The sequence below is a fragment of the Gordonia sp. DT30 genome, assembly GCF_049844915.1.
In the GTDB taxonomy this organism is placed as follows: domain Bacteria; phylum Actinomycetota; class Actinomycetes; order Mycobacteriales; family Mycobacteriaceae; genus Gordonia.
Window position 1 is genome coordinate 37,506 of record NZ_JBNCLY010000028.1, and the last position, 13,178, is coordinate 50,683.

General features: G+C 68.9%; 7 protein-coding genes. 6 read left to right on the top strand and 1 reads right to left on the bottom strand.

The features are described from left to right. Positions 1-70 precede the first annotated feature (70 nt). From ACLQ3C_RS19555 to ACLQ3C_RS19575, 5 genes are all read left to right on the top strand, one after another. Positions 71-3,538, top strand: a complete 3,468-nt coding sequence (locus ACLQ3C_RS19555) for a DUF2126 domain-containing protein (RefSeq protein ID WP_425706756.1) — start codon at positions 71-73, stop codon at positions 3,536-3,538. Further along, positions 3,535-6,315: a circularly permuted type 2 ATP-grasp protein gene (locus ACLQ3C_RS19560; RefSeq protein ID WP_425706757.1), complete on the top strand. Its 2,781-nt coding sequence runs from the start codon at positions 3,535-3,537 to the stop codon at positions 6,313-6,315. The genes ACLQ3C_RS19555 and ACLQ3C_RS19560 overlap by 4 nt, the downstream gene beginning before the upstream one ends. A 41-nt stretch (positions 6,316-6,356) precedes the next feature. Continuing rightward, the gene (locus ACLQ3C_RS19565) at positions 6,357-7,292 is read left to right on the top strand and encodes a transglutaminase family protein (protein WP_425706767.1); all 936 of its coding nucleotides are present in this window, start codon (positions 6,357-6,359) and stop codon (positions 7,290-7,292) included. Positions 7,293-7,390: 98 nt separating this feature from the next. Further along, on the top strand, positions 7,391-8,569 hold the full coding sequence (locus ACLQ3C_RS19570; protein WP_425706758.1) for a hypothetical protein: 1,179 nt from the start codon (positions 7,391-7,393) through the stop codon (positions 8,567-8,569). 6 nt (positions 8,570-8,575) lie between these two features. Beyond that, a complete protein-coding gene (locus ACLQ3C_RS19575; RefSeq protein ID WP_425706759.1) occupies positions 8,576-9,955 on the top strand; it encodes a replication-associated recombination protein A in 1,380 nt (459 codons plus the stop codon). Positions 9,956-10,007: 52 nt separating this feature from the next. Here the strand turns inward: ACLQ3C_RS19575 and ACLQ3C_RS19580 are convergent, their stop codons facing one another. After that, positions 10,008-12,065 carry a HelD family protein gene (locus tag ACLQ3C_RS19580; RefSeq protein ID WP_425706760.1) on the bottom strand — a complete coding sequence of 686 codons (2,058 nt, stop codon included), beginning with the start codon at positions 12,063-12,065 and terminating at the stop codon, positions 10,008-10,010. Positions 12,066-12,197: 132 nt separating this feature from the next. Here ACLQ3C_RS19580 and ACLQ3C_RS19585 point away from each other — a divergent pair, with 132 nt between their 5' ends. After that, positions 12,198-13,136, top strand: a complete 939-nt coding sequence (locus tag ACLQ3C_RS19585; RefSeq protein WP_425706761.1) for an exodeoxyribonuclease III — start codon at positions 12,198-12,200, stop codon at positions 13,134-13,136. Positions 13,137-13,178: the final 42 nt, after the last annotated feature.

A 13,178-nucleotide genomic window follows, 5' to 3' on the forward strand; every position in this document is an offset into this window, starting at 1 on the left:
CTGTCGCGGTGCACTGCACCCGGCGGTGGCGAGAATCCACGTCAGGTGACCGAGAGGTAGGTGGTCTGCTGTGACCATCAAGGTAGCGCTGGAGCACCGCACCAGCTACACCTTCGACCGGCCCGTCAAGATCTTCCCGCACGTGGTCCGGTTGCGCCCGGCGCCGCATTCGCGGACACCGATCGAGGCCTACTCCTTGACGGTCGAGCCCACCGCACACTTCCTCAACTGGCAGCAGGATGCATTCAGCAATTACCTTGCGCGACTTGTCTTTCCGGAGCCATCGGCATCACTGACCATCACGGTCGGGATGATCGCCGACCTGACCGCGGTCAACCCGTTCGACTTCTTCATCGAGGAGTGGGCCGAACACTACGGCTTCGCCTACCCCGACGACCTCAAGGAGGATCTCGAGGCCTACCTGCGGCCGATCGGGGTCACCGCGGGCGAGTTCGCGGGGGCGCCGGTGCATCCGGCGATCGCCGAGTTCGCCGCGGCACACCGGCCGATCCGGAAGATCCGCGTCATCGACTTCCTCGTCGGGCTGAATCAGGCCGTGCAGCGCGCCGTCGGCTACACGGTGCGCCTCGAGCAGGGCGTGCAGAGCCCGGAATACACGTTGTCCAGCGCGATCGGTTCGTGCCGGGACTCGGCGTGGCTGCTCGTCGCGCTGCTGCGTGAACTGGGGTTGGCCGCACGATTCGTATCCGGATATCTGGTGCAACTGACCTCCGACGTCCGATCCCTGGACGGTCCGTCGGGACCTGCCGCCGACTTCACCGACCTGCACGCCTGGACCGAGGTGTACCTGCCCGGTGCCGGCTGGGTAGGTATGGATCCGACCTCGGGGCTGTTCGCGGGGGAGGGCCACATCCCGCTTGCGGCCACCCCGAGTCCCGGCGCGGCCGCCCCGATCACCGGCTCGACCGGTCCGTGCCACGCCACGCTCGACTTCTCCAACACGGTCAGTCGATTCCATGAGGATCCGCGGGTCACGCTGCCGTACATGTCTTCTCAGTGGGACCGGGTGGTCGAACTCGGCGCGGGCCTGGACGGGAAGATGGCGGCGAACGATGTCCGGCTGACGATGGGCGGCGAGCCGACCTTCGTCTCCGTCGACAATCGGAGGGACCCGGAATGGACGACCGCGGCCGACGGCCCGCACAAACGTCAGCTGGCGTCCGAACTCGCCGGTCGGCTGCAGCGCGAGTATGCCCCGCAGGGCCTCGTGCAGCGCAGCCAGGGCAAGTGGTATCCGGGGGAACCGTTGCCCCGCTGGCAGATAGCGGTGATGTGGCGCACCGACGGGGTGCCGATCTGGCGGCGGCCGGAGCTGCTCGGCGACCCCTGGGCCGACGCAGCGGCGGCTGCGGAGAGCCTGCGCATCGAGACCGCAGGCGCGGACGCGACCGCCGACGGCGCCGACGCCGCCCACGGCCTGCTGTTGGCCTTCGCATCCCGGCTGGGGCTGCCGCCCGCGCAGGTGATGCCGGCATTCGAGGATCCGCTCGTCCGGATGCGTGCATTCGCCGCACTGCCGCCCGGCGATCCGGGCCTCGACCCGACCGCGCCGACCGTCCGTGCGTACGCCCGCGCGGAGGCGGCGGTGGAGGGCGACGACCCCGCGTCCGACATCGAACCCGGTACCGACTCGACGGCCGTGCGCCGTGAACTGCTCGGCCGGCTCGACGCCGCCGTCGTGTATCCGACGGCGTACGTGTTGCCGCTGAGCCGATCTGCGGACGACACCGCATGGCACAGTCCACGGTGGACGACGCGGCGCGGCAGACTGGTGCTCACCGCGGGCACCTCGCCCGCGGGACTACGGCTGCCACTGAACTCACTGTCGTGGGGGCCGGCTCCGACGGTGTTCGTCTCCGATCCATCGGCGCTGCATGATCGGTTGCCCGACCAGCCAGCCGACGAGCTGGGGCACGAGGTGCGGGAGCTGGACCCGGGCGAGTTCGTGCCGCGCACCGCCGTCGTCGCCGAGAAGCGGGGCAATGCGCTGTACGTCTTCCTGCCGCCGACGGCGACGCTCGAGGAATACCTGGCGATCGTCGAGATGATCGCCGACGCAGCCGAACAGACCGGGACCGCAGTCGTCATCGAGGGCTACGGACCGCCCGCCGACCCGCGCCTGACGAGCATGTCCGTCACCCCCGACCCGGGGGTGATCGAGGTCAACCTCGCGCCGACAACGAGTTTCGTGGAGCAGTCGGAGATGTTGGAGTCGCTCTACGAGCATGCCCGACACTGCCGACTGGGCACCGAGACCTTCGATCTCGACGGCGGTCACGGCGGCACCGGGGGCGGCAACCACATCACCCTGGGCGGCCCGACCCCGGCCGATTCGCCATTGTTGCGCCGACCGGACCTGCTGGTGTCGATGGTGACGTACTGGCAGCGGCACCCGTCGCTGTCCTATTTGTTCAGCGGCAAGTTCATCGGCACCACCTCGCAGGCGCCACGGGTCGACGAAGGGCGTGAGTCCGCACTCTACGAACTGGAGATCGCGTTTGCCGAGATCGACCGGCTCGCCGCGAAATCCACGTCGCGCGCGGGCGCCGGCGCCCCGCCCAATCCGTGGGTCACCGACCGGGCCCTGCGCCATCTGCTCACCGACATCACCGGCAACACCCACCGCGCCGAATTCTGCATCGACAAGCTCTACAGTCCGGATTCGGCGCGCGGGCGACTCGGCTTGCTGGAACTGCGGGGTTTCGAGATGCCGCCGCATCACCGGATGGCGATGGTGCAGTCGCTGCTCGTGCGGTCGTTGGTGTCCTGGTTCTGGGAAAGTCCCTACCGGGCGCGGCCGATTCGGCACGGCGGTGATCTGCATGGAAAATACCTGTTGCCGCACTACATCATCGGTGACATCGCGTTGGTGGCCGCGGAACTGCGGGAGGCGGGGTACCCCTTCGACACCGCGTGGCTCGACCCGTTCACCGAATTCCGCTTCCCACGCCTGGGCACCGTGCAGATCCGCGATCAGGAGATCGAGCTGCGCGGCGCCATCGAACCCTGGAACACCCTCGGCGAGGAGTCCACCGGGACCGGTACCGCGCGCTACGTCGACTCCTCGATCGAGCGGGTGCAGGTGCGGGTCGCCGGCGGTGATGACGATCGATATATGTTGACATGCAATGGCTTTCCCGTTCCGCTGAGTAGTACCGGGCGGCCGGGGGAGCGGGTGGCGGGAATCCGGTTCCGGGCCTGGGCGCCGCCGAGCGCACTGCACCCGACCGTCGGTATCGACACCCCGCTGACCTTCGACCTCGTCGACATCGTCAACGGTCGATCGGTCGGTGGCGCCACCTACCACATCGTCCACCCGGGTGGCCGTGCCTACGACCGGCCGCCGGTGAACGCGGTCGAGGCCGAGTCGCGGCGGAACGGGCGGTTCGAGGCGTCCGGACACACGAGCGGCACACTTGACGTGGGATTGTTGCGTGAGCGCGCCGCCCGCGCGGCCGTCGATGCCGGGGTCCCGGCGATTCTCGACCTACGTCGGGCACGTACAGTTCTCCGGTGACCGATTCTGCGGGTGGCCGACTGCCTGCGGTGTTCGACCGGTATCTCCCGGAAAGCAACACGCTGTTCGACCTCGCATCGATCGGCGAGGGCGGTGCGCGCGCCACCGCCGGCCCCGACACCGCCGGTCCCGCCCACTACGACGAGATGCTCGACTCCACCGGCGCGCCGCGCCCGGCGTGGGACGAACTCGTCGCAGGCTACGCCGTCCGGGGTGACGCCCGGTTGCAGACCGCGTCTGCCCGCCTCGCGGCGGCGACACGCGACGAGGGCGTCGTCTACAACGTCGTCGACGGTGCCACCACCGTCGCGCGGCCGTGGTCGGTCGACCCGGTCCCACTGATCATCGACGGCGTCGAATGGGCGTCGCTGGAGAAGGCGATCACCCAGCGGTCGATGCTGCTCGACCTCCTGCTGCGGGACATCTACCGCGACCAGCGGTTGATCACCTCGGGTCTGGTGCCGCCGGAGATGGTTTTCGCCCATCCCGGCTATCTCCGCAAGGCGGCGCGGCTCGAGATCGCCGGGCCGCACGCCCTGTTCTTGCATGCTGTCGACCTGGTCCGGCGGGCCGACGGCCGCTTCGTCGCGCACGCCGACCGCACGCAGGCGCCGTCGGGTATCGGATATGCGACCGTCGACCGGAGGCTGGTCTCGCACACCTTCCCGCAACTGTTCCAGTCCTGCGCGCCCCGGCCGATCGCAACGTTCGCCGGCACCTTGCGGCTGGCCCTGCTCGACTACGCGCCGCCGGGGGTCGACGACCCGACGGTGGCCGTGTTCAGCCCCGGAAGCATGTCCGAAACAGCCTTCGATCAGGCCTATCTCGCGTCGATGCTCGGCTTCCCGCTGGTGGAGGGCACCGACCTCACCGTGCGCGACGGGGCCGTCTACATGCGTTCGCTCGGGCGGCTGAAACGGGTCGACGTCCTCCTGCGGCGAGTCGACGCCGCCTTTGCCGATCCACTGGATCTGCGCACCGACTCGCGGCTGGGCGTCGCGGGACTGGTCGAGGCGATCTCACGTGGCACGGTCACCGTTGTCAACAGCATCGGCAGCGGGGTGTGCGAGAACCCCGCACTGCACACCGTGCTGGAACGACTCGCCCCGGTGCTGCTCGACGAGGAATTGGCGTTGGGATCGGTGCCGACCTTCTGGGCCGGCGACGACCTGCAGCGATCGAAGGTGCTCGCCGACCTCGGCCACCTGTTGATCACCAACATCCGTACGGGTGAGGAGTTCGTCGGCGCGCTGATGGACGCCACAGGCCGCGCACAGCTCGCCGAGCGCATCGGTGCATACGGCGTCGAATGGGTGGGGCGCGCGCTGGAGACCTACTCGGTGGCGCCGACCATCACCCCGGGCGGGGGAGTGGGCGCGCGGACCGGTTCGCTGCGGGCGGCACCGGTGTCGATCCGGGCGTTCAGCGTGGCGCAGGGACCGACCTATGCGGTGATGCCCGGCGGTCTCGGCTCGGTGCTCGCCGACGGAGTCGGCGGGGCGGCACTGCAGACGGTCGCCGCCAAGGACGTGTGGGTGAGCAATCCCGATGTCGGAGGCCATGTCTCGCGTCGGTCGGCGACGCGTGGCGAACCGGCCGAGGAGGTCATCGGCGCTACCGAGCGGATCTCGGTGTCGGAGTACTTCGACACCGCTGCGGGCGCGAGCCCGCGCGTACTGGCCGACATGTTCTGGTTCGGCCGCTACGGCGAACGGACCGAGCAGGTGACGCGTCTGGCGCGGGTGGCCCGGGAACGTTGTCAGGACTTCCAGTATCGGCCGTGGATGCAGGGCACGTCGGCGGTGCCGCTGCTGTTGCACGCGGTCGCGACCGTCACCGGCACCGCCGAATATCTGCGGACCGCGCAGTTGCGGACCGACGACGCGAGCGGGCACCCGTGGCCCGAGCCGGTCGACGAGGCGCTCGGGCGCATCGCCGATCTCACCGTGGCGGCGACGGTGCCGGGCACCATCGCGTTCGCGGTCGACCGTCTCGTCGCCGCGGCGCGGGCGGTGCGCGACCAGATGTCGACGAGCACGTGGATGGTGCTGACGCCGATGGAGCGGGCGGTCGAGTCGATGGCGCGGCAGGTCACCGGCGCCGGCGACACCTCTGCGACAGGCGACACGCGCACCGCGGGCGTCTTCGGCGAGGCGTCGCTGGATCTCGGACCGGATCTCGCGCGGGTGCACGAGGAGGTCCTGCATGCCGTGCTGGGGCTGTCGGGTCTGCAGTCGGAGTCGATGGTGCATGATGCCGCGTGGCTGTTCATGGACGTGGGACGCCGCGTCGAACGTGTCATCACCCTGGCCGACCTCACGGCGGCGTTGTTCGAGGTGCCGCAGGAGACGGCGGTCGAGCAGGCGTTGCTGGAATCATTTCTGACCGCCGGTGAGTCCGCGGTGATCTACCGTCGCCGCAGTCGCGGTCTGTATCGCATGCTCCCGGTTCTGCAACTGCTCTTCTTCGACGCGACGAATCCGCGCGCGATGATCTACCAATTCGACCGCCTGCGTGCGGATCTGAGCGGTCTGCCCGACTCGTTGCGATCGGCGGCCGCCGAGCGGATCGTGGAGGAGATGACCTCGGAACTGCGACGCAGCGACCCGGCCGATCTCGGTGCCGTCGGTGACGACGGGCGGCGCGCAGCACTCGTCGATCTGGCAACCATGGCGCGTGAAGGTGCCCGGGAGCTCTCCGACGTCCTCGCCCGCAGCCGGTTTGCGCTGCCGCTACCCGCACAGCCCATCTGGGGTTTCGGTGGAGGCAACCCGTGACCCCGCGTGCCGCCGCGGGGAGCACACGTCGTTATCGCGTGATGCACCGCACCCGCTACACCTACGACGACGAGGTGTCGTCGTCGTACGGACGCTGCTATCTGATCCCGCGTGACCTGCCCCACCAGCGGGTCGTGCACAATGCCGTCGACATCGATCCAGCGCCCGACGACCGTTCGACCGGCCTGGACGTCTACGGCAACATCGATACCTATTTTCACGTGCACACACCACATACGGAACTCGTGGTCACCGGCACGTCGATCGTCGACGTCGATCCCGTCGACGCGGGTCTGCTGGTCGGTCCGGCGGCCCGGACACCGTGGGAACAGGCCCGGCCGGGCGTGGTCGGGCCGCCCTCGGCCATCGAGTTCGTCCTGGATCTCGATCCGCCGGAGATCGGCGAGGCGGTAACCGAGTACGCCGCGTCGGTGTTCACCCCCGGCCGGCCGCTCATCGAGGCCGTCACCGACCTGACCTCCCGTATCCACACCGACTTCACCTACCGCTCGGGGTCGACGGCCATCAGTACGCGCGTGGCCACCGTCATGGGGCGCCGCGAGGGCGTATGCCAGGACTTCGCGCGCGTGGCGATTGCCTGCCTGCGGTCGGTGGGGCTGGCCGGGCGCTACGAATCGGGCTACCTGGCCACCGATCCGCCGCCGGGACGCGAACGGATCTTCGGCGCCGACGCAAGCCACGCATGGGCGGCGGTCTGGCTGCCCGACGGGCGCTGGCTGCCTTTCGATCCGACGAACGACAAACTCGTCGACGAACGCCACGTCACCGTCGCGTGGGGCCGCGACTACGACGATGTGCCGCCCCTGCGGGGAGTCATCTACACCGATGCCACCCGCAGCGAGATCGAGGTATCGGTCGATGTCAGCCCCATCGATCTCGATCCCGGCGCCGACCTCCGGCCCGACGCCGAGCAGGCCTGCGGCCCGGAGTCGAAAGCCGTCACACATGCGGACTGAGCGGATTCACCCGGCAGGGCCGAAAGTCCTCTGTTCGATGACGAAATATCCACGCGCGGTGACGAGTGTCTGAGAGATTGGGTACCTTGGTAGACGCCATGACGGTCATCACAGAAGGCCGCATCACCAGCGTGGTGCGCGCCGCAGAGGCCCTGTTGTCGCATCGAGCCGGTTCGCCGGTCGTGCTCGCCGAACCGGAAGATCTCGGGGGAAGCGGGCGCACGACCGTGGTGCGTGTACGCGTCGCCCAGAACCCCCTGTCGATGGACCGCACCCTCGTCATCAAAGCGCTGCCGGAGCACGAGGACCCGCACGCGTTCCATCGCGAGATCGCGTCGTACAAGTACGCGACCGCGCTGCCCACCGAGTCGCGGCCGGGACCCCAGCTCATCGCGCCCGATCCGCAAGCACGCCTCATGGTGCTCTCCGACCTCGGTCGCGGCAACGCCATGACCACGCTGCTCGGCGGCGTCGATGTCATCGAGATCTCTCGGGTGGTCAGCGCGTGGGGGCAGGCGCTGGGCCGGATGCACGCTGCGACCGTCGGTGGCGAGGGCGACTTCGATGCGCTGGTCCGGCGCGGTCCGTCGGGAACCGAGGGACGCGATCTGCTCGGCGAGGAGGCGAGGCGCGCGGTACGTCTGGCGCGCACGCGGGCCGCCGATCTCGGTGTGGAGATGGGCTGCGCGGTCTTCGGGGCGCTCGATGCCGCCTGTGCGCTGTTCGACGAGGGGGAGCACCGGGCGTTCAGTCCATCGGATGTGGGCCCGGAGAACATCCTGCTCAACGAGGCCGGGGTGCAGTTCATGGACTATGAGTGGGGCGGATTCCGCGACGCCACCCTCGACATCGCCTACGCCCTGGTGACGTTCACCGCACAGCTCGGCCCGCACGCCCTCGATCGCCGCGGCGAGCTCGAGACCGCGATGGTCGATGCCTGGCGCTCGGAGGTCCATGGCATCTGGCCGGCCTTGCGCCGGGACGTCGACCTGCAGCGCCAGCTCGTGACCGCCCGACTGTTGTGGGCGTGGCTGTCCACCGACTGGATGCTGCCCGATGATGCCGCGCTCCCGTCGGGCGCGGACCCCGCGTTGCCGGCTGCGGTTGCGGCGATCACCGCCGAGCATGCACACGATTGGGCGCTGCACACCAACGATCCCCGGGTCATCGTCGCGCGCTGGTCCGACCTCGCGTCCGCGGCGCAGGACGTCGACGAGGACATCGCCGATTTCGCGGCCGCGATCGGGGGCGCACTGCACCGCGTCTGGCTGTCCTGACCGGCGATGAACGGACTCTTCGCCACCCCTGATCCCGGGTCCGGCACCGGTGGCATGCCCGCGCCGTCGGTGTCCGCACCGCTGGCGGTCCGGATGCGACCGCGTTCGCTCGACGAGATCGTCGGGCAGCAACACCTACTCGGGCCGGGATCCCCGCTGCGGCGGCTCATCGACGGGTCGGGCGCGGCCTCGGTTCTCCTGTACGGTCCGCCCGGCACCGGCAAGACGACCATGGCCTCGTTGATCTCGAACGCTGCCGGGGGCCGGTTCGAGGCGCTGTCGGCGTTGTCGGCAGGTGTCAAGGAGGTGCGTGCGGTCATCGAGATGGCGCGCCGCCGGCTCCTCGAGGGCGAACAGACCGTCTTGTTCATCGACGAGGTCCACCGCTTCTCCAAGACTCAGCAAGACGCGCTGCTCGACGCCGTCGAGAACCGGATCGTGCTACTCGTGGCGGCCACCACCGAGAACCCGTCGTTCTCGGTGGTCTCGCCACTGCTGTCGCGGTCATTGGTACTGCGGTTGCGCTCGCTCACCGACGACGACGTGCGCGAGGTCTTGCGCCGGGCCGTCGCCGACGACCGCGGACTCGGTGGCCGGGTGAGTGTCACCGACGCCGCCTACGACCACCTCATCGCCGTCTCCGGTGGGGACGCACGCCGCGCGCTGACCGCGCTGGAGGCCGCCGCCGACGTGGTCACGCAGGAACATCCCGATGATGCCGGCACCCCCGCGCAGGTCGATCTCCCGGACGTGGAGGCGGCGATCGACAAAGCCGCCGTGCGCTACGACCGGGATGGCGATCAGCACTACGACGTCACCTCGGCGTTCATCAAATCGATCCGCGGTTCCGACGTCGACGCAGCTCTGCACTATCTGGCCCGGATGATCGCGGCCGGGGAGGATCCGCGCTTCATCTCGCGGCGACTGATGATCCACGCCAGCGAGGACATCGGGATGGCCGACCCGACCGCGTTGCAGACTGCGGTCGCCGCCGCCCAGGTCGTTGCCCTCGTCGGGATGCCGGAGGCCAAACTCGCGCTCACGCAGGCCACCATCCACCTGGCCACCGCACCCAAATCGGCTGGGGTGGTGGCGGCTATCGGAGCCGCGCTGGCCGACGTGGAGGCGGGCAAGGCGGGGGCGGTACCCGCGCATCTGCGCGACAGCCACTACGGCGGCGCCAAGAAAATGGGCAGCGGCGTCGGCTACCGTTATCCGCACGACGACCCGGACGGTGTTGTCGCGCAGCAGTATCCACCAGACGAGCTGGTCGGGGTCGACTACTATCACCCGACCGATCATGGTTTCGAGCGGGAGATCGGCCCTCGGGTGGGCAAGTTGCGTTCGATCGTGCGGCGCGCGACCCGTCGTTCTCGCGGCCGCTAGCGATACTGCCTCGCCCCGATGTTCCTGCAGCGCAGGGTATCCGGACGCACGCTCAGATCACTCGCAGACTGACGAGACGCTTGGTCGCGCGCGTCTGGGCGACGTAGAGGTCGCGCAGACCCGCCTCGCCGGTGGCTCGAATCGCCGCCGGGTCGACGATGATCACGGTGTCGAACTCGAGGCCACGCGCATCCGGTGCCGCGACGACGGTGGCCGCGCTCTGGGGGATTCGGGATTCCAGGAAGGCAGAACGATTCGTCGTGGCGACGACCCCGATCAGCTCATCCGGGTGCGCCTGCACGGTGTGCGCCACCATCTCCTCCACCGCGGCACCGATGGCATCGTCGGCCACGTCGACGATCCGCGGCGGCTCGCCGTGCCGGATCGAGCGCGAGGGCTGTTGATCGGGCGCGATCTGGCCGAGCAGGGATGCGCTCGCCGAGATGATCTCGGCGGTCGTCCGGTAGTTGACCGTCAGCGTGTGGCGGATGAACCGGTCGTCGACGAAGGGGCTCAGCGCATCGGCCCAGCTCCGGATCGTCGTCGCCGGCCCGGCCTGCGCGAGATCACCTACGATGGTCATCGAGCGCGCGGGGCAGCGACGCATCAGCGCCCGCCATCCCATCTCGGAGAGCTGCTGGGCCTCGTCGACGACCAGGTGACCGTAGATCGTCGGGGGACCTCCGTCGACGAGGGCGCGTGCTTCGTCGAGCAGGGCGAGATCGGCAGTGCCCCAAGGGTCGTCGTCGCTTGCACCCAGAAGTGAGATCTCTTCCGCCGAGACATCGGGCAGCACCTCGGTCAACGCATCGCGGTCGTTCAGGAAGCCGCGGACGACCTCGTCCGCGTCGAGTCGCTGCCATACCTTCGCGATCACCCGGTCGATGGCCCGATCCTCGAGGAGTTCCTCGCGGACACCCTCCCAGTCGATCTCCGAATCATCCGCGAGATCGGTGTGTGGCCGGTCGTCGGGGCCGAGGCGGTCCAGGTCGATACCTATCGCTTCGAGTTCTGCCTCGAACTCGGCGGTTTCCCGTGCGGAGCGTTGCTCCAGCTCGTTCACCAGGTCGTCGACGACGAACTCGGCGAAGAGTTCTCGGGCGCGGTTGTGGCCGACGCCGCCCTGCAGGGCGCGTCGTCGCGCGCCGTCGACAGTGCCGGAGTCGAAGACGATCGTGTCGCCGCCGATGGGGAATTGCAGCGAGGCGTGCCGTGGTTGGTGACGCTGCACCCAGCGGGAGAGACCCTCGGCCATCGCCACGCGGCCCTTGATGCGAGCGATGGAATCCGGTTCGGGCCGTGCGTCTTCTGTGCCGACGAGGTCTGCCATCGTCGCCAGTTGTACGTCGTTCTCGCCGAGAGACGGCAGCACCTCGGAGATGTAGGTGAGGAATCGCCGGTTCGGGCCGAACACGAGCACACCTCGATCGGCGACGGCGGGAAAGGCGTAGAGCACATACGCCGCACGGTGCAGGGCCACGATCGTCTTTCCGGTGCCCGGGCCGCCGTCGACGACCATGATCCCGCGATGGGGGGAACGTACGATCGCGTCCTGCTCGGACTGGAGCGTCGCCGCCGCATCCTGCATCCGGCCGGTACGGGCCGCGCTCAGCGCAGAGGCGAGCGGACCGTCGCCGACCACGTCTTCGGGCGTGGGCGCGCTGCCGTCGAGTATCTCGTCGGTGACGTCGACGACGTGCCGGCCGTCGAGCCGGACGTGCCGGCGTCGGCGCACCCCCATCGGAGCGGCCATCGTCGCGGCATAGAAGGGCCGCGCCGCCTCGGCACGCCAGTCGACCAACAGCAGTTCGTCCGACTCGGTGCGCAGACCGACACGGCCGATGTGCAGCGACTCTCGATGGCCGGAGGTATCGATACGTCCGAAACACAAGGACCGTTCGGCCGCGTGCATCCGGCGGACGTTCTCCGCTGATCTCGCGACCTCGAGGTCCCGCGCATAGCGGTCACCGGGATCGTCGACGAGTACCGCCAGAGCGCGCTCATGTGCGGTGCGTTCGGTACGCACCGTCTCGTCGAGGCGCTCGTACATCGCGTCGACGTGCCGCTGCTCCTCGTCGACCTGTGTGCTCGCCGTGTTCTGCCCGCTCATGTACGCGTCCTCCCGTCGACCGAAACGTCCACTATGGACAGTGGGTTCGCGAAAGACAAAGTTGATCTTCTCGTGAACGTGTGACCTCGTACGGGTTGTCGACACCGCGGGTGCTCGGTAAGAGTGTCCGGTGTGACACCGACCGACGCAGATTCTGACGCCGACACGTTCACGGTCGCCTCGTTCAATGTCAACGGGATTCGGGCAGCGCGTCGGCGCGGATTCGATCGTTGGCTGGCCGTCCGGTCGCCGGATGTTCTCGCAATTCAAGAACTGCGTTGTCCCGCATCCGAACTCGGGCACTTTCCCGGCTACTCGGTGGCTGCCGACGTCGGCGCCGTGGCCGGTCGCAACGGGGTGGCCATCCTGACCAGACAGACCGCAGCCGCAGTGCGGACGTGGGTGACTCATCCGCCCCGCGCCCGCGGTCTCGCCGAGTTCGCCGCGCACGGCCGATACGTCGAGGCCGACCTCGCCGATCGGGACCTGACGGTCGCCTGTCTCTACCTGCCGAAGGGCGGATTGCCCGCACATCTGCAACGGGCGGGCGCGATGCGGGACACACCGGACGGAGGGCTCAAGCATGAGCGCAAGCGGCGATTCCTCACGGCGTTCGCCCGCGAGCTCGACCGCAGTCGTCTCAATGCTCTACGCAACGGTCGCGAGTTCCTCCTCGTGGGCGACCTCAACATCGCGCATACGCAGCACGACGTGACCAACTGGCGGGCGGCCCGCACGATGGACGGATTCCTCCCGGAGGACCGCGACTGGTTCGATGCGGTACTGGGCAGGCGACGGCTGGTCGACGTGGTGCGACAGGTGCACGGCGACCGGCCCGGACCGTTGACATGGTGGAGCTGGGCCGGTCGATCCTTCACCAAGGACGTGGGCTGGCGGGTGGACCACCAGCTGGCCACACCCGGTCTGGCGCGCCGTGCCACCGAGGTCGTGGTGGACAAGGAACCATCGCCGGCCGAACGCCTGTCCGATCACGCTCCTCTCGCCGTGACCTACCGGGAGCACACTCCGGGCCCATTAGCCTCGGCCTTTCACGCTAATTGCGTGTCGTGAATGAAGAATGGTGCCCTGACCTGGGATGATTTGACTTGCGAA